Origin of the sequence: Coprococcus sp. AF102-57, assembly GCF_027686195.1 — a bacterium.
GTDB lineage: Bacteria > Bacillota > Clostridia > Lachnospirales > Lachnospiraceae > Allocoprococcus > Allocoprococcus comes.
Window position 1 is genome coordinate 53053 of sequence record NZ_JAQCSY010000015.1, and the last position, 23047, is coordinate 76099.

Sequence of the window (23047 nt, forward strand, 5' to 3'; positions counted from 1 at the left end):
TACTTAGTGAGAGGATGTCGTCAGACATCATCGAACTTAGTATCCGCTACGTTTGCGGACTAAGCGCGAGCGGGGGTGAATCCGAATCCATGGGTGCGTAACTTTGTCAACCACCTACAACTTACAAACCTCCCTGTCGTAAGTCATCAGCCCGTTTATTTCATCTTCGATGTCGGAGAGTTGTGTATATACTGCTCCGCACAATCCTTGTTCTTTGAGGGGGTCGATTTCTTCAGACATAAGTTTATGATAGGCTGCCTGGAATTCTTCCTGTGAAGAGCAGATTTTATATCCGTATGTCTTGCCGGAGCAGGTATGTCCTTTAACCTGGCAGGTGTAGCCTCCGTATTCGGAGATGATGAAAGCGCGGTCAGATGGAGTTACGAACTGCTTTGCAAAGTAGTTATGTTCACTTTTGAAATCTCCCTGCCGTCTGTCAAACCAGCCACTGGCGGAATCGATGAGCCGGGTGTCATCCAGTTCGCGGAATAAGGCAGTGAGCTTTTTTGAATCAAACTGTCCCCAGCCTTCATTGAAGATTACCCAGGTGCTGATGCATGGGAATGCTTTTAGGGCAGTGACAGTTTCTTTGCATTCACGGATGAATTCTTCTCTGCCATGTACATTTTTCCTGCCGAAGAGAGGATGAATCCGGTCACTGGTGTGAAGCTTGAATTTTGGAAAGAGTGCAGGCAGCCAGGTCATGAACGGAGCATTGTAGGTGCCACCGTTTACCATGTCCTGCCAGACGATCATTCCAAGGCGGTCGCAATGATAATACCATCTTGCAGTCTCGACTTTTACATGTTTACGGATCATGTTGAAGCCGAGATTTTTCATGGTCTGGATATCATAGATCAGCGCTTCATCAGATGGCGCAGTGTAAAGCCCGTCCGGCCAGTATCCCTGATCCAGGACTCCATTCAGAAAAAGTGGTTCATGGTTCAGGCAGAAGCGGGGAAGTCCTTTTTTATCCGGTTCGATGGTAAAGGTACGCATTGCAAAATAGCCGGTGACTTTATCTTCGCCTGCCTGTATCTCAATTGTATAAAGATAAGGATCATCAGGATTCCAGGGATGCATATTGTTGACGTCACAGTAGCAGGAGTAACAGCAAAGAGAGTCAGACTGATTGGTGCAGATCCCTTTGGAAATCAGGCGACCGTCCATGTCTCTGACGTGACAGACAACCGCTTCGGCATCGCTGCATCCGGAAATCGGATGATTTAAAAGAAGGGATACGTGTACCGTCTCTTTTTCATATAAAGGGGTGAGTTCCAGTTTTTTGACATAGACAGCCGGAACCCATTCCATCCATACTGTCTGCCAGATTCCACTCTGGGCGGTGTAGAACATTCCGCCACGCTTTAATTTCTGTTTTCCAACACTGTGATAAGAAGTGTCGGAACGGTCTTCAATGTGTACAGTCAGAGTGTTGCAACCCTCCTGCAGAGCATCTGTGATATCAGCAGAAAATGGAAGATATCCGCCGATATGTGAGACAACTACTTTTCCATTTACCAGAACTTTCGCATACTGATCGACTGCACCAAAATGCAAGATGCACCGGGAACCGTCGGAAGGAAGGCACTTGACCGACAGCAGGCGTTCACAGAGCATTTTTTCGTGCGGCTTTAACTGGAAACCGGCACCGGAAAGAGGGGCTTCTGGAGAAAAAGGAACGAGAAGAGTTCCTTCTTTGGTTATGGTATTTTTTTCTGAAAGAACTGTGTAATTCCATTCTCCATTCAGGTTGATATATTGATCGCGGATCATTTGCGGACGTGGATATTCTTCCAGTATGTGCTGCGGATCAAGAGCTTTTCCCCAACGGGTAGTCAGTGTCTGATGGGAAGCTTTTCTGGGAAAGATCCGTACACTTGCAAGTGCTGCTAAAAGATTCATAAAAAAACCTCTTTCGTTAAATATTCTTATAGTCTATTGTACCATGTGACAACAAAAACACCGCACATTTTATAGAAATTTTAGAAATGAAAACAGTGGGGAAAAACGGATTGTAAAAAAGAAAGAATCAGTTTATCATAAGAATATAAGAAAAGATGAGCTGTGAGAACACAGACAAAGAGCAGGCAGGAGGAAAGACCGATGAAAATAGTTTTAGATACACATGCACATACCATTGTCAGCGGACATGCATACAATACGATACGTGAGATGGCACAGATGGCGAAAGAGAAAGGACTGGAGGCATTTGCACTGACTGAACATGCACCGCAGATGCCGGGAACCTGTCATGAGTTCTATTTCCAGAATCTGCATATCGTACCGCGTGAAATGTACGGCGTGAGACTGTTCATGGGTGTGGAACTGAATATTATGAATGAAAAGGGAGAGGTTGATCTTCCGGAGAGCACACTTTGTCAGATGGATATTGCAATTGCAAGTATTCATGGACCTTGTTATAAAGGCGAGCGGACGGAAGAGGCAATCACGGCGGCATACCTTGCGGCAATGGAGAATCCGCTGATTCACATTATTGGACATCCGGATGACGGAAGATATCCGGTGGATTATGAACAGCTGGCCAAAAAAGCAAAAGAGACAGGGACCATTTTGGAGGTAAATAATGGTTCGTTAAGACCTGGCGGATTCCGCGTGGATACCAGGAAAAATGATTTAAAAATGCTGGAATACTGTAAGAAATACAAAGTTCCGGTTACGATGGGAAGCGACGCACACATGGATGTAGATCTTGCAGATTACAGTTATGCGCTTCCGGTGATCGAGGAGAGTCATTTTCCGGAAGAACTGATCGTTAATACTTCTGCAGAGCTTCTGAAATCATGTATTCGGTATAAACGGAATATGTGGAAACAGAAAAAAGTGAATTGTTAATACGTCACTTACGTTAAAAAAGCCTGGATGAAAGATAGAGAAAAGACTTGATATCTAGTTTTTAATACTATATAATATCTATATTGAGGTGAAAAAAGAATGACGATAAATACGGAAGATTTATTAAACAGTATCCTGGAAAGTGTCGGCAGAATTGATTATATTCATCCGGTAGATATTCCGAATATAGATTTATATATGGATCAGGTAACAACTTTTATGGAGGAGCAGCTCAGTTCGACGAAGCGTTATGAGGATGATAAGATCCTGACGAAAACGATGATCAATAATTATGCGAAGAACAATCTGCTTCCGCCTCCGAACAAGAAAAAGTATTCCAAAGAGCACCTTCTGGTTTTGATTTTTGTCTATTATTTTAAGAACCTGCTCTCGATCAAAGATATTGAGATCTTGTTAAAGCCACTGACAGACAAATATTTTGCTGTGAATTCGGAATTTGACATGGAAAGTATCTATGAAGAAGTCTGTAAGATGGAAAAAAGCAGGATCGGAGAGTTGCAGGATAGTATTCGTAAGGCGTATGAGACTGCTGAGCATTCTTTTGTATGTGTGGATGATGAAGAAAGAGAACAGCTTCAGAAGTTTGCCTTTATCTGTAATCTCAGTTTTGATGTGTATGTGAAAAAGCAACTGATTGAAAAAATGGTGGACGAACTTCCAAAGCCGGATAAGAAAAAATAAAAGCGTTAGCTTTTTTAAGAAGAATAAAAAAAGGAACGGATTTCAGATTTTGAAATTCGTTCCTTTTTACTATTATCTGTTTGGCAATAGCTGTTACTATCAACTCCTGCCGGTGTCTGTAAAATTAAGATTCGGATTCTTCAGCCCCTGCCTGAAGTCTCTCAAATACCATATCGTATCCATCATTACCATAATTAAGAGAGCGGTTTACGCGGCTGATTGTTGCTGTGGAAGCACCAGTCTTTTCTGCAATCTCCAGGTATGTTTTCTGATCACGTAGCATCTTAGCTACTTCAAAACGCTGTGAAAGCGATAAAAGCTCATTGATTGTGCAGACATCTTCAAAGAATGTGTAGCATTCTTCTCTGCTTTTCAGACTGAGAACGGCATCAAATAAAGAATCGACCGCTTCTGTTCTGATTTTTCTACTCATTATATTATCCCTCCATGACAAATAATCAATAAGAGTGTGACATAAACTGCCCCACTCATTCATACAATGACATATTAGCACATTAAAATTTTAAAGTCCAGATATTTTGCAAAATTTTACAGATAAGAAAAAAGGAGCTGTATTTTTCTATTTTTACGACGAAAAATAGGGACGAGAGATTCTTTGACACCCCACTTTTTTTATAATATAATGATGCAATAGAGCCTCGAGAGAGGAGAAGAAAGAGGAATAAAAATATGAGTATTTATGATACATTAAATGACAGACAGCAGGAGGCCGTTTTCTATACAGAGGGCCCGCTTCTGATCCTTGCCGGAGCAGGATCCGGTAAGACACGTGTCCTTACACACAGGATTGCCTGGCTGATCGATCAGATAGGTGTGAACCCATGGAATATCTTGGCGATCACATTTACGAACAAGGCAGCCGGGGAGATGCGTGAGAGAGTGGATCAGATTGTTGGATTCGGTTCGGAGAGTATCTGGGTGAGCACCTTCCATTCAATGTGTGTGCGGATCCTGCGCAGATATATTGACCGGCTCGGGTATGATACAAATTTTACGATTTATGATGCAGATGATCAGAAGACACTGATCAAGGATGTGTGTAAATATTTGCAGATTGATACGAAAATGTTTAAGGAACGGTCACTTCTTAGTGCGATTTCTTCTGCAAAAGATGAGCTTGTCACACCGGAAGAGATGACACTTCGTGCGGAAGGGGATTGGGCGAAAAAGAAGATTGCACAGGTTTATACCGAGTATGAAAAGCAGCTGAAAGCTAACAATGCACTCGATTTTGACGATCTGCTTTTAAAGACGGTACAGCTTCTTCAGACACAGCCGGACGTGCTGGAGTATTATCAGGAAAGATTCCGTTATATCATGGTGGATGAGTATCAGGATACGAATACGGTACAGTTTAAGCTGGTAAGCCTTCTTGCCGGTAAGTATCAGAATCTGTGTGTAGTTGGTGATGACGACCAGTCGATCTACAAATTCAGGGGTGCGAATATCATGAATATCCTGAATTTTGAAAAAGAATATCCGAATGCGAAAGTGATCAAGCTGGAACAGAATTACCGTTCCACATCCACAATCCTGAACGCCGCAAATGAAGTGATCCGTCACAATACAGGACGAAAAGAGAAGTCGCTCTGGACCGAGAATGGTGAGGGTGAGAAGATTCAGTTCCGTCAGTTTGATTCTGCTTACGATGAGGCGGATTATATTGTCAGTGATATCAAAGACAAGGTGAACAGTGGAAAAAGAGAATATAAGGATTTCGCTATTTTATACAGAACCAATGCGCAGTCACGTATATTCGAGGAAAAGATGGTGGTATCCAATGTTCCGTATAAGATCGTTGGTGGAGTAAACTTCTATGCAAGACGCGAAATAAAGGATCTGCTGGCATATTTAAAAACAGTAGATAATGGAAAAGATGATCTGGCAGTACGGAGGATCATCAATGTACCGAAGAGGGGAATCGGACTGACAACCATCGGAAGGGTGCAGGATTATGCAACGGAACGGGAGATCAGTTTCTATGAAGCAATCCTGGCTGCAGGATCGGTTCCGGGAATCGGACGTGCGCTTGGCAAAATCGAATCCTTTGCAGCTCTGATTGAACATTTTAAAGCCGAAGGCGAACGCATGAGTGTAGCGGAATTGATGGATGAGATTATCGATGCAACTGGATATGTAGAAGAACTGCAGGCAGATTCTGATGAAGAAGCAGAAAGCCGTCTGGAAAATATTGAAGAGCTCCGGAATAAAATTGTTGCATACGAGGAGTCCTGTGAAGCAGAAGATGAAAAATCGACACTTTCCGGTTTTTTAGAGCAAGTGGCATTGGTTGCAGATATCGACAGTCTTGATGAGGAGACGGACTATGTGGTGCTGATGACTTTACATAGTGCGAAAGGCCTGGAATTTCCACACGTCTATCTCGCCGGCCTGGAAGATGGGATTTTCCCAAGCTATATGACGATCACGGCAGATGATCCGGCAGAGCTGGAAGAAGAGAGAAGACTCTGCTATGTGGGAATTACCCGTGCAAAGGAGAATCTGACGCTGACCTGTGCAAGACGACGGATGGTACACGGTGAGACACAGTATAATAAGATGTCCAGATTCTTAAAAGAGATTCCGCTGAGTCTGCTTTCTACCGGTGCCCTGTTCAAAAAGGAGCAGACAGAGGAGGAACCAAAGGTATCTGCTTACCGTCAGGCAAAGCAGGCATTTGCGACAAAAGCGTTCGCAGCGACAAAGCCTGCACAGCAGTTTACTGTGACCAAGGGAAAAGGTCCGGGATATGATGTGGGGGACAGAGTGCGTCATATTAAGTTTGGGGAAGGTCTGGTGACACAGATCACAGAAGGCGGACGAGACTATGAAGTGACTGTGGACTTTGATACGGCGGGCACGAAGAAGATGTTTGCCATGTTTGCAAAACTGCAGAAAATTGACTAAAATTGCACTATGTGCCTAAGAAACACATTCTTTTTCGGAAAATCTGTGCAATATGGTGGAAATTATGCATGGATTTGTGGTATACTAGCTATAAACAATGAGTGAGCCGAAGCAGAGAGTGACGGCAGAAAGGGCGTGTATGGAGATGAACAGAATCGAAGAATTACTTGCAACAACGAAACTCAACGATATGATGCATAAGAAAGATGATGATCAGAAGACAACTGTTCTCTGGATTCTTGCAATTATCGGTGCGGTAGCAGCAGTTGCAGCAATTGCATATGCAGTATATTGTTTCTTTACTCCGGATTATCTGGAAGACTTTGAAGAAGATTTTGACGATGATTTCGACAATGATTTCTTCAGTGATGAAGATGAAGTACAGTAATATTAAGAAAGCAGCGAAGGCAGGAATTGTCAAAGATTCCTGCCTTTTCTATGTGAGGGTATAAAGATAGATGAAAAAAGGACAGATATTAGAAGGATATATAGAAAGGGTAGATTTCCCGAATAAAGGATTTGCCGTGGTAGAGGACGAAGAAAAAAAAGTGATCGTGAAGAATACCGTTCCGAAACAAAAGGTGCGTTTCGCGGTGAATAAGATACGAAAAGGTCAGGCAGAGGGACGGCTTCTGGAAATTCTGGAGCATTCACCGGAAGAATGTCAGCCGGCATGTCCGCATTTTGGAGCCTGTGGCGGATGCACTTATCAGAATCTGCCGTATGAAAAGCAGGTGGAGATGAAGGAAGCGCAGATCCATGCGATGATGGATGCGGCGGTTGATGGTGATTATATCTGGGAGGGTGTTAAAGAAAGCCCTGTCAGAGAGGGATACCGCAATAAAATGGAATTTTCTTTTGGAGACGAATATAAGGACGGACCTCTTGCACTTGGCATGCATAAAAGAGGCAGCTTTCACGATATTGTAAATGTTACAGAATGCAAGATCGTGGATGAGGATTTCAGACGAATTTTAAAGGCTGTTCTGGAGTTTGCGACAGATGCAGGTCTTCCGTATTATCACAGAATGCGCCATACTGGATTTTTCCGTCATCTTCTTGTGAGAAAGGCAGTTCGCACCGGAGAAATTCTGATTGATCTGGTAACAACATCGGAGGCACAGCTAGATGAAGCCAGACTGGTGGAAAAGCTTACCGGTCTTTCTTATGATGGGAAGCTTGCCGGAATTCTTCATACAACCAACAACAGCCTTGCGGATGTGGTAAAAGATGAAGGAACCAAAATTTTATATGGACAGGATTATTTCTATGAGGAACTTCTGGGACTGAAGTTCAAGATCACACCATTTTCTTTCTTCCAGACTAATTCCCTTGGCGCGGAAGTGCTTTATGAGGCAGCAAGATCTTATATCGGTGAGACGAAAGATAAGGTAATCTTTGATCTCTACAGTGGAACCGGAACGATTGCACAGATCCTTGCACCAGTGGCAAAAAAAGTAGTAGGTGTGGAGATCGTTGAAGAGGCTGTAGAGGCTGCAAAAGAAAATGCTGCTTTAAATGGACTCGATAACTGTACCTTCTGGGCTGGAGATGTGTTGAAAGTAATCGATGATCTGGGTGAAGTACCGGATCTGATCGTATTGGATCCACCAAGAGACGGTGTGCATCCGAAAGCACTGGAAAAGATCATTGATTTTGGTGTGGAAAGAATGGTTTATATTGCCTGCAAGCCGACCAGCCTGGCAAGAGATCTGGAGCTTCTGCAGGGAAGAGGATATCAGGTAGAACGGATTGGGTGTGTGGATCTTTTCCCGAGCACTTACCATATAGAGACGGTTGTTCTTTTGTCCCAACAAAAACCAGATGACACGATAGAGATCGACTTAGACTTAGATGAGCTGGATGCAACCAGTGCAGAGACGAAAGCGACCTATCAGGAAATCAAAGATTATGTGCTGAAAGAATTTGGCTTGAAGGTTTCAAATTTATATATTTCTCAAATCAAAAGGAAATGTGGAATCGAAGTAGGAGAAAACTATAATCTGCCAAAGACAGAAAATCCAAAAGTGCCACAGTGTCCGAAAGAGAAAGAAGATGCTATCAAGGCTGCCCTGAAATATTTTGCGATGATTTAAGGATATCGCTGATTTCAAGGAGGAATAACACATGAAAAGCACATTTGAAAAAATGGGTGGAACCTACACACTGGGAGCAGACGGAATTTACTATCCGAATCTTGTCAGTACAGATGAAGAACCGCATTATGGAAAATATGGAATAATGCGGAAAACGTATCTGAAAGAGCATTGTCCGGCAATGTATTCACTGTATATGTTGGAAGACAGACTGGTGGAACATCTGAATCTTGTGGATGATGAAGCGCAGGAGAGAATGGAAGTTCTGGTGCATCAGATGATGGAGAGGCAGGGCATTACGGAAGAAATGAAAGCTCGTGACCAGATGGAATGGGTTAGGGCGGTAAATGGTATTCGTAATATGGCAGAAGAGATTGTGTTAAAAGAATTGATTTACAGGTAAATAAAGAGCTGAACAGGTAGGAAGAAAACTCCTATTTGTTCAGCTTCTGCATTTGTAAGGGTTCAAAGAAGAATCAAATTACAATTCCATATCAGGTGACCATTTCTAAGTTCCGGAAGGTTGTTTTTTTCTGCCATGGTTATAAGTTACACAGATTTAATTACTTCATAGTATGGCTTAAAAAATATCCGAATATAACTTCACAGAAATAATTATAATGGGGAGATTATTTGATATATTTGTGCTAATATTCTGCAATTCTACTGCTAGTCGATTGATTTATGCGTACTCCCATTATAATATGTGTGCAGGAGGTGGATGTATGTATCAAATTAGTAATGAAAAATTCGGTTTATTTGTAACCGAATTAAGAAAGAAAAAGAATTTAACTCAAAAGGATTTGGCTGAAAAATTATATGTATCAGATAAAACGGTCAGCAAATGGGAACGTGGTCTTAGTATGCCTAATGTCGTATTACTCATACCAATAGCTGATATATTAGATGTTACCGTTACAGAATTGTTACGTGGAGAAAAAATAGATACACAGAAAAATATTGATACAAAAGAAGTCGAGGAATTGGTAGTAGGCTCTCTCGATATGGCTGTTAGGAATTCTATTCATCAGCATAGAAAAAACTGGATATTAGCATATTTGCTATGCTTTTTAATATCTATTACAGAAATTATTATGTTAGTCGTATCTGGGAATTCAATAGCTGAGATGAAAGATGATATATTGCTGGTTACAGGGTTAATGCTTTTATTTGGTGCATGGTTTTGTTTCTTTGCCAAAGACATATTACCAACATATTATGATGCAAACAAGATAAATTATGTTTCACAAGGAATTTTTAGAATACATCTAGTTGGTTTATCCTTTAACAACGGAAATTGGATGTACATCTGTACAACTTTAAAAATTTGGACACTTGCAACGGTTGTTCTATATCCTCTTGCAGGTATTATAATAATCAATTGTCTCAATATAGCTTTATGGGATATTTTAAGTAAAATTTTCTTAATTATGATATTAGGTGGTATGGTAGTTTCGATTTACATTATCGGGAAAAAATACGAATAATTAAATTACCTGTTATCGTTGTGGATATTACTAATTTACAACATTCTTCATGGGAAATAAGGAATGATGCAGAAGAGATTGTGTTAAGCGAATTAGCATACATTTAGAACGTGGAAAGCTCCTTCGGGAGCTTTTTTCTGGTTTTTGCTGGGTATCAAGAAAGTATATAGAAAATGCATTAATCATATGGTATGATTTGAACAGAAGATAGAATCTTAGGAAGCAAGAAGATTTTTGAGGAATGTAACTTAGAAGTTATAGAATTAAGTTAATCGTGCCATATGGCTTGATTATAAACGCAAAGATAAAAACGCAACGTACATCTTTGATGTGCCAGAGCCGGTAGGTAGCCCGGCCGTCCTATATAAATAGGGTAAGTAACCTGCCCCTCCGGGTTGTCCATTCTTTGTTCAATCAATTTTAGGAGGGATTCTTATGGACAAAGTAAATGGAAAGCTGACAGTATTTTTTGAAGAGCCGTTTTGGGTGGGAATCTTTGAACGCATCGAAGATGGTAAACTATCTGTGGCAAAGGTAACATTTGGTGCAGAGCCAAAAGATTATGAAGTACAGGAATATATTCAAAAGTGCTATTTCAGTTTGAAATTCAGTTCGGTTGTTGAAACTGTTGTAAAGGATATCAAAAGAAATCCGAAACGGATGCAGCGGGAAGTAAAGAAGCAGATGCTGGAAATAGGCATTGGTACAAAATCGCAACAGGCGTTGAAATTACAGCAGGAACAGAACAAGCAGGAACGCAAAGAGAAAAGACGCAAGAAAAAAGAGGCAGAAGAGCAGCGAATGTTTGAACTGAAACAGCGAAAGAAAAGAGAAAAGCATAAGGGACATTAAAGTCCCTTGGCCTTTTACTCAAATCGAAAAGTGTTGAATAAAGCTTTCGGGAGGTGTTTCTATGAAGAAAAAAGTACTTGCAATTATGTTAGTCGCCATGTCAATCATGTTGATTTCAGCGTGCGGAAAAAAAGAAAAATTGTACGAAATTCCTGATTTATCGCAGTATAAGACAGATTATGTAGGAGATTCTTCAAATGTTATAAATATTGTAAGCGGTCAAGAGTATCCAGAGGGATACTCATATGACAGTATAGAGATACAGTCTGAAACAGAGCCTTATGGATTAACAGTTTTTCTAAAAGATGAGCCGTCGGCAGTCAAACTTGAAGATCAATTGCAGGTTAATGCAGATATGACATTTGACTTGATTGGTAATTTGGGAACAATTGATTATAAAACAGCAGATAGCAAAGAAATTATTGCATCATATGAACGGTGATATATTTTTAGTCAACTTTTAGACAATTTGAAGAACGGAATATAAAAAGGCGTATGGAAGTTTTAAATCCATACGCTTTTTTGAAAAAAACTCATTTTTGAACAAGAGATTTGTAAGAACATATTATCTATTCAAAGACGGTTACAATTCCATATCATGTGATTTTTTCTTAGATTGAGCAGGCTGATTTCGCCGTATTTCCCGTTTCCTCTGATATTCCAGTTCCCATGCACGATGGGAGAAGACATCAGGATCTTCCACATTGAGATAATCCATCTCATTGGCTGCAATATCACGACGGTGATAGTCATAATATTTACCGAAAGTACCTTTGAGCTGTTCGATCAGCTTATCCCGAAAATCAGGACGTATCTGGATTCTGGTGTCCAGCAATTCTGTGTATTGTTCTGGATCAGGACGAAATTTTTCTTCCCGGAAAGCAGCGGCGTCTTTTTCAAGCTGTTTTTTAAGGGAGATGTCCTGAGAATCAAGAATATCAAGATTGTTATTCATCTGGTCATATTTCTTGGATAGATTCATCATATCTTTATCAGTAGAGCATTGTGCCTGGAAGATTAGCTGCTCTTTCCTTGATTTCAGTTCTTCAATTTCTTCGGTAACAGTGGTAAGCTGCTGATTCAATTTTATATGCTGGATGGGATTCAAAATACTGGTTTTCTCTTTTTTCACATTCAGTTCTTTCCGCTCTGTAACTTTAGCTTTGAGTTTCTTTTTAACGGTGTTGTATTTATTCAGTATTGGATTAAAATGATTCATCCAATCATGAATTACTTCTTTTTGCATCTCATTATGAAGTAAATGATATTGTGTAAAAATCATATGATTTCGGATAGTTTCCATTGTTTCTGCAATTACAGGAATAGAATGTTTGACAGCCTGAGCCAGTTTCGATACCTGAGTTTTTAATTCCCGGAGCATTTGGTTATCTGCACGAATCTGACGGTTGATTTCACAGCGGTCAGCTATCATTCCTTTCTTTTCCATATTCTGGGCAATGTAGCCTTCGTGGATGGTCGGCTGTTCGGTGATTCCCTGATCTGCAAAGCTGCGGTGATCAATGGATGCATTTATCTGATTGCGGGCAAGCATTTCATTTACAGTATCTGCCCAGTTTGCTCTCCAGACACAGAGTTGCTCATCACTGTTCCATTGTTCAGAAATAGGATTCTGTCTGCCGTAGCGGCTACTTTTAGGATGCTTGTCGATGCGGTCATATAAATCTTCTTTTTTTCAACTTTATATCTGTATTGCTTTTCCCAGCCATCTTTTTGTGCAGCTTTGAATTCAGTAGCTGTAAATCCTTTTTCTTCCCCATTTTTTATACAGAGATATTCTTTTTCTGTTTTATACTGCCATGTTCCGTTTTCATTCAGTGGACGGACGGTAAGCAGAATGTGTGCATGAGGATTGTGTCCATCTGTATCGTGAATAGCAAAGTCAGCACACATGCCCATATCCACAAAATTCTTTTGAATAAAATTTTGAAGAAGAGAAATATTACTGTCCTTATCTAATTCAATGGGAAGTGCGACAACAAATTCCCTTGCCAGTCGGCTGTCTTTTGTCTTTTCAGCAGCTTCCACAGCATTCCAGAGTTGTTCACGGTCTTTCCATTCTGGTGGAGCCATCGGTGGGAGCAATACTTCCTGATAAATGAGACCATGCTTTCTGGTATAGTCATGCTGAATACCATCGTAATCATTGTACATCCGGCTACAGCTCATATAAGCAGAAGCAGCAACAGCAGACCGACCGGAACCACGACTGACGACTTTAGCTTGCATATGATAAATTGCCATATCTGGCACCTCCTTTCGATGTTGCCTGCAACAGCGGATAAAGCCCTCGGCAGAGCGCACGAGCCCCGAAGGGGATACCACTGCCTGATTTATCAGGTGGTGAGTAAGTGCGCCCTTCGGGAGTAGAACTTGTGCGTTTACATTCCCCGTAGCCGGATCATCAGCTCCCGTTTCAGGGAATCTAAATCCATTTCTTTAATATGGGGAACAATACTTTCCAGAATGGCTCCTTCCTGGACTAACCTGTGTGTTCTGGCATCACGTTCTTTTTTGCGATTTCTTGCTTCGGCTTCTTCCTGGCGGTGTCTTGCCTGTAAAAGTGCTTTTTCTTCCGGTGTCATAATTTTTTTATCTGCCATATCTGGCACCTCCTTTTTATGCCCGTATCCGGGCAGTTTTGGTTTTAAAATCTTTTGATTTGGTACTATGGTTTTAGATAACTGACAGTGACATATTTCCGGTAATAAATGAGGAAAGAAAGTAGTACCACTGTCAGTGAAAAATAATCATTGTGTTATACTTCTTTGATTTCATTCTGGTTAGGAGAATGATTGTTCAACAGGATTTTTTTCGCCTGTTTTAAATTAGCTGTTGCATTGTCCTGACGAATATTCCGGTTATTGATACGGACAGGAATACATCTCTCCAGAATACGGTCATAAATTCGTTTGTGTGCGATATCAGCGGCGTTATTCAGCTCTGATAAAGTGAGATTGGTCGTTATGATCAGAGGCTTTTTACTGCGGTAACGACTGTCGATCACATTGAATACCTGTTCCAGTGCAAAGTCAGAGTTCCGCTCAATTCCGAGATCATCAATAATCAGAAGACTGTAGCGGTTTAAGCTGTTGATGAACTGGTTTCTGTCTTCAAAATGCATTCCGGTAAGGGTATTTAGAATCCGGGAAAAGTTGGTCATCAGTACAGGAACGCCTTTTTCCAGAAGGGCATTGGCAATGCAGCCTGCAAAAAAAGATTTTCCAGTACCGACATCACCCCAGATGAGAAGTCCGGAAGCGTTTGCTTTCATCTCTTGCCAGTTGCTTACATAATTGTGTGCCAGTTTTATTTCCGGATTGATGCCGTTATCCCTGGCAAAAGTGTAGTCATAGAGTGCTTTGTCCTGTAAGCCACTGGTTTTAAGATGCTCTATTTCCATTTGTTTTTCATGAAGTTTTCTTTGGGCTTCTTCCTGCTCAAAGATTTCCTGCTGGCATTTACAGCGGATGGAAGGAATAAGAACTTTTCCCTGTAATTCATGCCTGCATTGCCTTGGCGTATTGCATTTGGAACAGTAGATCAGGTGGTCTGTTTCGTTAAAATATTCATCAGGCTGAAGCTCTCTGCTTGGTGTTATAGCGGTTGCTTTTTCTGTAAATCTTGTCATAGTGTTTCGTATTCCTCACTTTCGTAATTTCGTTGTCGGGAAGTAGGATGATCCTGTCTTGCCCAACTGATGATGGTAGCTGCGTGGTTCTGATATTGCTTTCCGGTAGAAGCCATATAACCGGATAAGCGTTCAATATAATCCTTCCAGTCGGGGATTGTCTGCCGGATATCTTCCAGCTCTTTTTCTGACAGAAAAACATTTTGAAATTTTCCATAGGGCGAGAGTGGCTCCTTACTCCCTCTTATTGTTAAATTGTTCTTTTTTATCTCTTTCTTATTACCAGACAGTTTTCTGTCTGTATCAGGGAAAGAATTCTGTCTGTCAATAGGACAGTTTTCTGTCTGTCTTAGGGAAAGAAATCTGTCTGTATAGTGGATGGTTTCTTTTGGGAGTTTTACATAAATCCGATTGGGCTGTCCGGGACCCTGCCGTTTTCGGAAGATAAGCTCCTGTTTTTCCAGTACTGCCAGAGCAGTTTTAACCGTCATCTGGCTTTTGTGGAGAACTTCTGCCAGTGCTTCAATCGTAAAGTAAATGAACACATGACCATCTGTATCTGACCAGCCCTCATTTTTCTGGGAAAGCCTTGCCCGGTCGAGCAGGATAATATAAAGCATTTTGGCAGTTTCGTTTATTTCCATGTCCAGAAGGAAACGGGGAAACATCATATAAGATGGCAGGTTGGTGTCTGCTGTCAGAAAGTCAGTCATGTGTTCACCTCCAATCAAAAGGGTTTATTCTCCAAGAAAATCCCAGTCTACATTACTATCGGGCTGTGAATTTTCAGGTGTTGGAAAGGGCGCCCTGATTTGGGGCTCCCTTTGCACCATGCCTGCAGTCAGTCCGGAAAGAAAAAGTGGCAATGACTGTTTCAGGCTGTATTCCACTGCATCTACAATCTGTTTTACAAAAAGTTCTTCTCGTTCTCTTGTTTCCAGATAAGGATCAGCCTGTGTGCGATAGTAGCGGTCAAAATAATCTACCAGCGCAAGAGAGATTACCTGACTGTAAGATTTAAAATCCTGCCTGTCCATCGTCTGTAAATATTCCCAGGCTCTCCGTTGCTGTTCTTTGTCCAGATTAAAACGCAGGTTTGTGTTGCGGATATTGTTCTGCATGATTTATCCCCTCCTTTTCAGGCTCATATAAGCCAGAGATTCATAACCTTTGGCGGTGGCACAGATGTCATCAATGATAGTGACTCGTGATTTGTCATACGTTCCGAAGTTACGGATCAGGCATCCACCGCCGCCAACTACATACAGGCGCATTAGGTCAGGATTGTATTCATATTTGCGGAGTGTGGAAAAAAGTTCTGCCACATACTGTCTGGCAATAGAACTGATACAATCCAGATATGGTGCTGAAATGTCAGCTGTTCCAAACCGCAGAATCTGTTCTACTGTGGATTCTTCAATCTTCACTCCAAACTTGTCCAGAACAGCGTTCTTTGCAGCAATCATGCATTGGTTTACACCAAGTTTTTCTGTCCAGCATCGGCTTTCCTGAGCTTTCTTATTGTTGACATACAGAATGTTCATGGTTCCGTTTCCGATATCTGCAAGGAGATTGGTTCCCTTGAAATTTCCTAGTTGGTTTATGATAGCCGGATATCCCTGTGGGTAAAGGCTACATCCCACAAAGTGGAGATGATATTCTTTGCCGTTGAAACGATAATGGACTTCTGGATTCTGGAGCAGATAGGAACGAAAAGCTTCTCTTTGATTTCTGATCCATGTCAGAGGAAGTCCGGCAGCCAGATGAACATCTGCTTCACGGATGGAAAAGACATTCAGTTCCCTTGCAATAGCCATTAGCGTCAGAAGATAATATTCTTCGTCCATAGCTTTATCCGGGACAAATTCTTTGTGTCCTTCGCCAATCCGGTAGTAAATGCCGTTATATTCCAGAATATTTCCGGTGAAGATTGGTTCTGTTTCATAGGCTTTGATTCCGGTTGGTGTGACTGTGTTTGCTGTTTTCATGTTGCCGTAGCCATGATCTACAGCGATGATTTTTGTGTTTCTGAGTTCTCGCATAAAAAATACCTCCGTTTTCGTATTGATTGATTCAGCAGGTCATACCGGTGTGGTACTGCTTTGCTGTGAGATAAGCATACGAAAATCGGAGGTAAAAGACATTGAGTGGAAATTGAGCTGGAATTGAGAAAAAAGATATATTGTGCGTACGTTCTTCATGTACTCTTGTTGTGATTTCATTGTTTTTTATCGTATAATATGGATACTGGAGGTGGTTTGGATGAAATACAAGATTTTAGTTGTCGATGATGATAAAGAATTGGTGAAAATGCTTTGTAGTTATTTTAATATGAAACAATATGAAACCATTACGGCTACAGATGGAATGGAAGCATTAAATAAAATAAAAATGAAACCGGATATTATTTTGTTGGATATCAATATGCCACGCATGGATGGGATTGAAGTATGTCGTCTGATACGCAGTAAAGTGTTATGTCCAATTTTATTTCTAACAGCAAGAGTTGACGAAGATGATAAAATTAATGGGTTGCTTTCAGGTGGGGATGATTATATTACGAAACCATTTAGTCTTCGGGAGTTGGAAGCGAGGATTGTTACAAACATAAAGAGAGAAGAAAGGCATCAACAAAAAACGGAATACCGTTTCATGAATGAAATGCTGATTGATTATTCTGAAAAAATAGTAGCTATAGCTGGACACAGGATGGAGTTCACAAAAATTGAATATCAGATTATTGAATTCTTATCCATGCATCCAGGGCAGGTGTTTGATAAAGAACGTATATATGCACAAGTCTGTGGATATGATGCGGAAGGGGACAGTAGAACGATAACGGAATTAGTACGGCGTATAAGGAAAAAAATAGCGGATTATTCAGAAAAAGAATACATAGAAACTGTATGGGGGATTGGATACCGATGGAAAAAATAAGAAACTTGTCACTGAAAAAAACAATTCTGCTTTATTTTGTGATCAGCTTAACGGCAGCATTTCTGTTATCTGGATTTACAGTTCATTTTGCAAGAAATATGCAGAATAAAATATGGGAAAAATATATTGATTATGCAGATTATACGGACGTGTTTCAGCAATATGGAAAGAAATACGAGATTGAGATATCAAGACCTAATCAATCGCAGATGAATCGTTTGGACCATCATCTTTCGGAAATGTGTGACTTTATGGAAACATATTCGGTACTGATTTTTTCGATTGTTGGGAGTGTTGGTGCGGTATTCTTTTTTTATAAAAATAAGTTAAAGACACCTCTACAGGAACTAAAAGATGCCTCACAAATGATTGCAGATAATGAACTGGATTTTCATGTGTCCTATGAAAATAAAGATGAGATGGGAACTTTGTGTAAAGAATTTGAAATGATGCGAAGTGATTTATCAGATAACAACAGAAAGATGTGGCGAATGATTGATGACGAGAAGGCTTTGCGGAATGCAATTGCACATGATATACGTTCTCCACTTTCCATATTGCGTGGGTATCAGGAAATGCTCTTAGAGTTTGTTTCTGCTGAGAGTATAAAAACAGAGGATGTTATTGATATCTTACAAACAGGCATGTATCAGATTGACCGTATAGAGCATTTCACGGAAAACATGAGAAAAATGTCCCATTTAGAACAGAGGGAACTGCAATGCTCAGAGATAGAATTATCGGAACTGGCAAAAAAGATTGAGGCAGAAGCTGCCATGCTGTCCAAGAAGGAAAGTAAATTATGTAAGGTAGAAAGAGTGCAGGAACAAAACATTGTGAAAGTGGATGAGGAACTTGTCATGGAAGTGACAGACAACTTACTGGAAAATGCGGTTCGATATGCACAAAAAAGTATTGCTTTGCAGATAAAGAAAAAGGATGGTTTTCTTATAATTTCTGTTGAAGATGATGGAATAGGATTTGTGGATACTGAGGAAAAAGTAACAGAACCATTTTATCATAAGAATCCACAAGATGATTTAAAGCATTTTGGCCTTGGTATGTATATTTCTCGTATTTTCTGTGAAAAGCATGGAGGAAATTTGAAAATATATAATGCCAGACAAGGCGGTGCTCATGTAGAAGCTCTTTTCAAAGCTGAATAAAAATACTTTATAAGGCTGAAATCACAAATAAAGTGGTTTTAGTCTTTTTTGTTGTGAATTTATTGAGAATTGATTTGTATGATGGTGTTAAAGAAATAAAGAAAGGAAGAGATACAATGAAAACAATCATAAAAAGAAGTATACTTGATTATTTAAAGAACCCTGTTTTGTGGATTGGCTTGATTATTATAGTTGCCAGTATGTATCAATGTCTGTCATCGTATTTGCAAATTCATTATATCAAACAGAATGAACAGATCACACAAAATGACGTAGCATTGGAAGATGCTGATGTCATGGATGGGTACATTCCCACATCTGATGATAAAGAAAGAAGAAGGGAGTGGGAAGATACGATCAAAGAGACGTTAATGGACACCTCCAAAAATGGTTTTGGATTTAGCAGGCAGGAAGCAGATCATGTAATGAAAGAAATTCAGAATATGGATGTAAAGACTGCTTCTGAGTTTTTGGAATCCCAATATGGCTATTATAATGCAATATATGCTTATGAGGACCTTGAAATTCATAAGGGGACAGCAGAAGAAATCAATCATTATATCGAGCGGAAATTATCCGAACATTCTTTTTCCTGGTACTTTGCCAAAAAATTTACGGATTTTGCAGGATTGCATATGGCCTTTTTTGCAACAGTCTTGCTATCATTTTTATTTATTCAGGATACACGAAAAAGTACCTATGAATTATTACATACAAAGCCTGTTACGGCAATCCAATATATATGTGGGAAAGTAATAAGCGGATTCATTAGTATGCTGGGAGTATTAGTGATTTTGAATGTTATATTCTTTATGCTGTGTTTGAAAACGTCTTTAGAATCGGGCTTTCCAGTAACACCAATTGATTTTTGCGTGAATTCTCTGATCTATATTGTTCCGAATCTTTTGATGATATGTTGTGTCTATACAATTACAGCAGTAATATTTAAAAATCCGCTTCCGGCAGCACCAATCTTGTTTTTACACATTATATATTCAAATATGCTGACCATGAAGAATGATATTTATTATATGAGACCGTTCTCTATTATGGTGCGATTCCCTGGCAGATTATTTGAAACACATGCAGCCAAAATGTCAAATATAAATCAGATTATGCTTGTGATCGCATCTGTTATATTAGTATGTATTTCTGTTACAATCTGGAAAAGGAGGAGGGTTCATTGAAAACGGAACTAAAAAACTGCCTGTCGTTATATAAGATTTTTTATTCATGTGCATTTATACTGATATTGTGTGTTATTCATCCGATTATATACTATGAAGAAATCGGTTCAGCAATTCAGTCTCCAATAGCATTTTTAACAATTATTTTTTGTAGTGACACATATTTGATGGAAGTAAAAAGTAAGCGTGCCGATGTATTTCATTTGTATGATCAAAAAAAGCAGTTAAAAGTAATATCGCAGAGAGTGGGCGTTCAAATATTATATTTATTAATACTTTCTTGTGTTGGATATGTTTTGTTTTTCTGGCAAAAACCGGGCAGTGTAAACGAATGCGTTTCGGGTATTCAGATATTTCTTTTTTATTTCATTGCAATGTTTGGAACTATCTGGCTTTGGAGTATATGCTCTGTGATTTTGTGTACATTGCTTCGAAATATGTGGGCAGGTATTGGATGTTTATTTGGAATTGTCATTGGACTTATATCAAAAGCGGGAAGTTCATTTTTCGGAAATCTGGGATTGTTTTCTTTCAGCTTTTGTGAACCTACTCAATTAATGTCCGAGAGTTGGATTTATGGAACGCTTGTGTCTTTTATAGCGGGGCTGTTTTTAGTTGCAGTATTACCAATGGCTTTAAAGAAAAGAGGATAGATTATGAGTATTAGAATAAATGATTTAACAGTTAGATTTAAAAATGGTGTAGTTGCAGTAAATAAGGCATCTCTTGAAATACCTAAAGGAATTTACGGACTTTTGGGGGAGAATGGTGCGGGAAAAACCACGCTGATGAGGATTCTTACAACCGTTTTAAAACAAACGGAAGGAATGGTTTCGCTTGATGGAATTCTGTATAACGAGGGAAATTATGAAAAAATACAGAAAAAGATTGGTTATCTTCCACAGGAAATCGACTTATATCCGAATCTTACGGTGAAAGAATGCCTTGTATATATGGGTGGACTATCAGGAGTATCCACAAATGACCTCAAACAAAGAATTACCTATTATTTGGAAAAGACTTCTCTTACAAAGCATCAGAATAAAAAAATGCGGCAATTATCTGGTGGTATGAAGAGGCGTGTCGGACTCATACAGGCACTTCTTAATAATCCGGATTTTTTGATTATTGATGAACCTACCACCGGGTTAGATCCGGAAGAAAGAATCAGGATCCGCAATCTTTTGGTTGATTTTTCAAAGGATAGAACTGTGCTGTTTTCTACTCATGTAGTAGAAGATTTAGCAGCAACCTGTACACAGCTTGCCATTATGAAAAAGGGAAGTTTTTTATATTCTGGAAGCGTGAGTGGGTTGCTGGAAAATGCAAAGGGCTGTGTTTGGAATTGTACGGTACAAAATGCAGAAGAAGCCCGTTTGTTAGAAGCCAATTATTCTATATCATCTAAGCAGTATGTAGAAAATGGAATTCATATGAAAGTATTAAGCAAAAGAAAGCCAAATGAGAATTGTGTTCTGGATAATGATATCACTTTGGAAGATGCATATATTTATTTGACGAATAGTTGAATATAACGGCGGGCAAGTTGCCCGCCGTAAATTATGCTTATTTTGTTAAAAGACCGGATAGATTTTTCCCAATGCAAAATCCAATCTGTGGATATAACTCCTGAATTTCCTGATATTTTGCTTCAATCATTTCTGGTTCATCAGCCCAGATCTTTTCATATATTTTGAAAGCTCTTTTAAAATGTGTTTTGGCTTGCGGAAGATTGGCAGTCATCAGATAAATGGTTCCAAGGGTTTCCTGTACTTTGGCATAATCCAGACAGTCATCGGAATGGTATTCCTTGATGATGCCGGATAATTTTTGCAATTCGGAGATGCCTCTTTCGGGTTCCTGCTGTTCTGTCAGGAACATTGCATAATTGGCAATCTTAGGTATGCTGTCATTTATATGAAGCGCATCTTTTTCCAGTTTTATTGTTTTTTCAGGTTTGGTTTCAAGAGTTGCCTGAAAATCCAGTAATATGTGGCAGCGAGTTACAGATGGTTTTGTCTCTGAAAGGGTGATTTCCTGAATCATCGGATGCAGAGAGATAGTGCGACGTGTTGTTGTCTGAACGAAACCAGTCTCAATTAAATCGTTGATTTCATTTAGTGTGGGCAGTTCCAGCCATTTGGCAAATATACGGGCAGAAATACCGGTGGAAGGAAGAAAGCACATATTACACATGATATCCTGCTGTTCAAGAGATAAAGTGTATAAAGAAAACAGCGTATGGATATGACTGTAATAGGTGGCTTTGCTGCTTTGTCCATCTTGGATTATTTTAATTTTATCTTCGTTATGGAAAGATGCTTTTTCCATCTGAAGTCTTGTTAATAACTGGTCTGGAGTTGAGATTCCATTTTCCAGAAGTTTTGCTGCCAGTTCCACGGCAAAAGTATGAGAGTGAACAGTTTCGATGATCTTTTCAACTGTTGGCCGGTACGTGTCTGCCTCTGAATAAAATACTGATGCCAGCTGGAAGAGAGCGTTCATATCCTCTATTTCTTTTTACAGTATTCATCCAGTTTGCTTCTGGTTGTAAACAAAATCTGGCAGCGATATTTTAATACTACTGACAGAAAGCTGTCCTGTGTGGCAGTGACATTAAAATTATCTATGATAAGCAGAGTATCAGATTTCAGGGAACGCAGAAAACGGTTATGTCTTTGAAACCGTTCCTGGTCAGTGCTTTCCGGCGGATCATCAATAAAATCCATGTCAGTAATATCCTGATGAAGATTGCCGGATCATCCATAAAATCTTCAAATAATTCGTATAAAAAATCAGGCTGACTCATTTGATTACTTTCGCTGATATGATTTTTTAAGCAAGTGCTAATAGAAGAAAAATCGCATCGATTCAATAGAAATTCCCCTTTCGTAGTTAAGATTGAGTATATCTATCATAACACGAACATACATTCGATTCAAGAAAATACGGATATTTTTAAAGTGATTGTGTCAATTTACAATCAATTTCTATTCAATGTGGTTTTCAGGCAGGTTCTGTAAAATAAGCTCAGAACAAACAATAACGGGAGGAGCTTATGCAACAGAATATTGAATTTGAGCGGTGCATTGATTTTCTGGTATGGATGATTGATAAGTACGGCGATGAAGTCCTCCGGGAGTTGGAGGAAGAAAAACAGCCTGCAAATAAAAAGTCAAGGCTAAAT

Annotated in this window: 21 protein-coding genes and 2 pseudogenes; 14 read left to right on the forward strand and 9 right to left on the reverse strand. The window is 39.7% G+C overall.

Going from position 1 to position 23047, the window contains the following annotated elements; translation table 11 throughout:
* Positions 1–114: 114 nt before the first annotated feature.
* Entirely contained in the window at positions 115–1905 is a 1791-nt protein-coding gene (locus tag PGZ10_RS10735; RefSeq protein ID WP_270247251.1) for a glycoside hydrolase family 2 protein, read from the reverse strand.
* 201 nt (positions 1906–2106) lie between these two features.
* Here PGZ10_RS10735 and PGZ10_RS10740 point away from each other — a divergent pair, with 201 nt between their 5' ends.
* Together PGZ10_RS10740 and PGZ10_RS10745 are read left to right on the forward strand one after the other, a co-directional pair.
* A complete protein-coding gene (locus tag PGZ10_RS10740) occupies positions 2107–2856 on the forward strand; it encodes a phosphatase (protein WP_270541416.1) in 750 nt (249 codons plus the stop codon).
* Between the two features lie 99 nt (positions 2857–2955).
* A complete protein-coding gene (locus tag PGZ10_RS10745) occupies positions 2956–3558 on the forward strand; it encodes a DUF1836 domain-containing protein (RefSeq protein WP_117835834.1) in 603 nt (200 codons plus the stop codon).
* A gap of 124 nt (positions 3559–3682) precedes the next feature.
* Here PGZ10_RS10745 and PGZ10_RS10750 read toward each other — a convergent pair whose 3' ends face one another.
* Complete coding sequence (locus tag PGZ10_RS10750; RefSeq protein WP_022220320.1) at positions 3683–3991, reverse strand: YerC/YecD family TrpR-related protein; 309 nt, start codon at positions 3989–3991, stop codon at positions 3683–3685.
* 257 nt (positions 3992–4248) lie between these two features.
* Between PGZ10_RS10750 and pcrA the strand changes: the two genes are divergently transcribed.
* From pcrA to PGZ10_RS10785, 7 genes are all read left to right on the forward strand, one after another.
* Positions 4249–6486 (forward strand): DNA helicase PcrA, encoded by a 2238-nt coding sequence (gene pcrA, locus PGZ10_RS10755; RefSeq protein WP_055157637.1) that lies wholly within the window; start codon positions 4249–4251, stop codon positions 6484–6486.
* Positions 6487–6631: 145 nt separating this feature from the next.
* On the forward strand, positions 6632–6874 hold the full coding sequence (locus PGZ10_RS10760) for a hypothetical protein (RefSeq protein ID WP_044998722.1): 243 nt from the start codon (positions 6632–6634) through the stop codon (positions 6872–6874).
* Positions 6875–6944: 70 nt separating this feature from the next.
* Positions 6945–8582, forward strand: coding sequence for a 23S rRNA (uracil(1939)-C(5))-methyltransferase RlmD (gene rlmD, locus PGZ10_RS10765; RefSeq protein WP_270541417.1), 1638 nt, complete (start codon positions 6945–6947; stop codon positions 8580–8582).
* A gap of 31 nt (positions 8583–8613) precedes the next feature.
* Complete coding sequence (locus tag PGZ10_RS10770; protein ID WP_117688326.1) at positions 8614–8985, forward strand: TnpV protein; 372 nt, start codon at positions 8614–8616, stop codon at positions 8983–8985.
* Between the two features lie 322 nt (positions 8986–9307).
* On the forward strand, positions 9308–10069 hold the full coding sequence (locus tag PGZ10_RS10775; protein WP_024853912.1) for a helix-turn-helix domain-containing protein: 762 nt from the start codon (positions 9308–9310) through the stop codon (positions 10067–10069).
* Between the two features lie 435 nt (positions 10070–10504).
* Positions 10505–10921 (forward strand): YjdF family protein, encoded by a 417-nt coding sequence (locus PGZ10_RS10780; protein WP_005335528.1) that lies wholly within the window; start codon positions 10505–10507, stop codon positions 10919–10921.
* Between the two features lie 61 nt (positions 10922–10982).
* Positions 10983–11363: a DUF4825 domain-containing protein gene (locus PGZ10_RS10785; RefSeq protein WP_117688327.1), complete on the forward strand. Its 381-nt coding sequence runs from the start codon at positions 10983–10985 to the stop codon at positions 11361–11363.
* Between the two features lie 141 nt (positions 11364–11504).
* On the opposite strand, the pseudogene mobQ reads toward PGZ10_RS10785, so the two are convergent.
* The 6 genes and pseudogenes from mobQ to PGZ10_RS10815 all read right to left on the reverse strand — a co-directional run bounded on the left by mobQ (position 11505) and on the right by PGZ10_RS10815 (position 16612).
* Positions 11505–13183 (reverse strand): annotated as a pseudogene (mobQ, locus tag PGZ10_RS16845) (MobQ family relaxase).
* A gap of 137 nt (positions 13184–13320) precedes the next feature.
* On the reverse strand, positions 13321–13542 hold the full coding sequence (locus tag PGZ10_RS10795) for a DUF3847 domain-containing protein (RefSeq protein ID WP_014080783.1): 222 nt from the start codon (positions 13540–13542) through the stop codon (positions 13321–13323).
* A 155-nt stretch (positions 13543–13697) separates the two neighbouring features.
* Positions 13698–14570, reverse strand: a complete 873-nt coding sequence (locus PGZ10_RS10800; RefSeq protein WP_270541420.1) for an ATP-binding protein — start codon at positions 14568–14570, stop codon at positions 13698–13700.
* The gene (locus tag PGZ10_RS10805; RefSeq protein WP_270541421.1) at positions 14567–15283 is read right to left on the reverse strand and encodes a replication initiator protein A; all 717 of its coding nucleotides are present in this window, start codon (positions 15281–15283) and stop codon (positions 14567–14569) included. Before PGZ10_RS10805 ends, PGZ10_RS10800 begins: the two co-directional genes overlap by 4 nt.
* Positions 15284–15307: 24 nt before the next feature.
* On the reverse strand, positions 15308–15691 hold the full coding sequence (locus PGZ10_RS10810) for an adenylate cyclase (protein ID WP_270541422.1): 384 nt from the start codon (positions 15689–15691) through the stop codon (positions 15308–15310).
* A gap of 3 nt (positions 15692–15694) precedes the next feature.
* Positions 15695–16612, reverse strand: a complete 918-nt coding sequence (locus tag PGZ10_RS10815) for a ParM/StbA family protein (protein ID WP_270541424.1) — start codon at positions 16610–16612, stop codon at positions 15695–15697.
* Between the two features lie 220 nt (positions 16613–16832).
* Between PGZ10_RS10815 and PGZ10_RS10820 the strand changes: the two genes are divergently transcribed.
* From PGZ10_RS10820 to PGZ10_RS10840, 5 genes are all read left to right on the forward strand, one after another.
* Positions 16833–17507 carry a response regulator transcription factor gene (locus tag PGZ10_RS10820; RefSeq protein WP_270541426.1) on the forward strand — a complete coding sequence of 225 codons (675 nt, stop codon included), beginning with the start codon at positions 16833–16835 and terminating at the stop codon, positions 17505–17507.
* The gene (locus PGZ10_RS10825) at positions 17495–18673 is read left to right on the forward strand and encodes a sensor histidine kinase (protein ID WP_334304124.1); all 1179 of its coding nucleotides are present in this window, start codon (positions 17495–17497) and stop codon (positions 18671–18673) included. The genes PGZ10_RS10820 and PGZ10_RS10825 overlap by 13 nt, the downstream gene beginning before the upstream one ends.
* Positions 18674–18789: 116 nt before the next feature.
* Positions 18790–19860, forward strand: a complete 1071-nt coding sequence (locus PGZ10_RS10830; RefSeq protein WP_270541429.1) for an ABC transporter permease subunit — start codon at positions 18790–18792, stop codon at positions 19858–19860.
* On the forward strand, positions 19857–20513 hold the full coding sequence (locus PGZ10_RS10835) for a transporter (protein WP_270541431.1): 657 nt from the start codon (positions 19857–19859) through the stop codon (positions 20511–20513). Before PGZ10_RS10830 ends, PGZ10_RS10835 begins: the two co-directional genes overlap by 4 nt.
* Positions 20514–20516: 3 nt before the next feature.
* Positions 20517–21389, forward strand: a complete 873-nt coding sequence (locus tag PGZ10_RS10840) for an ATP-binding cassette domain-containing protein (RefSeq protein ID WP_270541436.1) — start codon at positions 20517–20519, stop codon at positions 21387–21389.
* A 37-nt stretch (positions 21390–21426) separates the two neighbouring features.
* Here the strand turns inward: PGZ10_RS10840 and PGZ10_RS10845 are convergent.
* A pseudogene (locus tag PGZ10_RS10845) lies at positions 21427–22619 on the reverse strand (tetratricopeptide repeat protein); the annotation flags it as partial.
* Between the last annotated feature and the right edge of the window lie 428 nt (positions 22620–23047).

Excerpts from the sequence above, each read along its gene's own strand:
- PGZ10_RS10735 (WP_270247251.1), bottom strand. The coding sequence starts at position 1,905 with ATGAATCTTTTAGCAGCACTTGCAAGTGTACGGATCTTTCCCAGAAAA.
- PGZ10_RS10740 (WP_270541416.1), top strand. The coding sequence starts at position 2,107 with ATGAAAATAGTTTTAGATACACATGCACATACCATTGTCAGCGGACAT.
- PGZ10_RS10745 (WP_117835834.1), top strand. The coding sequence starts at position 2,956 with ATGACGATAAATACGGAAGATTTATTAAACAGTATCCTGGAAAGTGTC.
- PGZ10_RS10750 (WP_022220320.1), bottom strand. The coding sequence starts at position 3,991 with ATGAGTAGAAAAATCAGAACAGAAGCGGTCGATTCTTTATTTGATGCC.
- pcrA (WP_055157637.1), top strand. The coding sequence starts at position 4,249 with ATGAGTATTTATGATACATTAAATGACAGACAGCAGGAGGCCGTTTTC.
- PGZ10_RS10760 (WP_044998722.1), top strand. The coding sequence starts at position 6,632 with ATGAACAGAATCGAAGAATTACTTGCAACAACGAAACTCAACGATATG.
- rlmD (WP_270541417.1), top strand. The coding sequence starts at position 6,945 with ATGAAAAAAGGACAGATATTAGAAGGATATATAGAAAGGGTAGATTTC.
- PGZ10_RS10770 (WP_117688326.1), top strand. The coding sequence starts at position 8,614 with ATGAAAAGCACATTTGAAAAAATGGGTGGAACCTACACACTGGGAGCA.
- PGZ10_RS10775 (WP_024853912.1), top strand. The coding sequence starts at position 9,308 with ATGTATCAAATTAGTAATGAAAAATTCGGTTTATTTGTAACCGAATTA.
- PGZ10_RS10780 (WP_005335528.1), top strand. The coding sequence starts at position 10,505 with ATGGACAAAGTAAATGGAAAGCTGACAGTATTTTTTGAAGAGCCGTTT.
- PGZ10_RS10785 (WP_117688327.1), top strand. The coding sequence starts at position 10,983 with ATGAAGAAAAAAGTACTTGCAATTATGTTAGTCGCCATGTCAATCATG.
- PGZ10_RS10795 (WP_014080783.1), bottom strand. The coding sequence starts at position 13,542 with ATGGCAGATAAAAAAATTATGACACCGGAAGAAAAAGCACTTTTACAG.
- PGZ10_RS10800 (WP_270541420.1), bottom strand. The coding sequence starts at position 14,570 with ATGACAAGATTTACAGAAAAAGCAACCGCTATAACACCAAGCAGAGAG.
- PGZ10_RS10805 (WP_270541421.1), bottom strand. The coding sequence starts at position 15,283 with ATGACTGACTTTCTGACAGCAGACACCAACCTGCCATCTTATATGATG.
- PGZ10_RS10810 (WP_270541422.1), bottom strand. The coding sequence starts at position 15,691 with ATGCAGAACAATATCCGCAACACAAACCTGCGTTTTAATCTGGACAAA.
- PGZ10_RS10815 (WP_270541424.1), bottom strand. The coding sequence starts at position 16,612 with ATGCGAGAACTCAGAAACACAAAAATCATCGCTGTAGATCATGGCTAC.
- PGZ10_RS10820 (WP_270541426.1), top strand. The coding sequence starts at position 16,833 with ATGAAATACAAGATTTTAGTTGTCGATGATGATAAAGAATTGGTGAAA.
- PGZ10_RS10825 (WP_334304124.1), top strand. The coding sequence starts at position 17,495 with ATGGAAAAAATAAGAAACTTGTCACTGAAAAAAACAATTCTGCTTTAT.
- PGZ10_RS10830 (WP_270541429.1), top strand. The coding sequence starts at position 18,790 with ATGAAAACAATCATAAAAAGAAGTATACTTGATTATTTAAAGAACCCT.
- PGZ10_RS10840 (WP_270541436.1), top strand. The coding sequence starts at position 20,517 with ATGAGTATTAGAATAAATGATTTAACAGTTAGATTTAAAAATGGTGTA.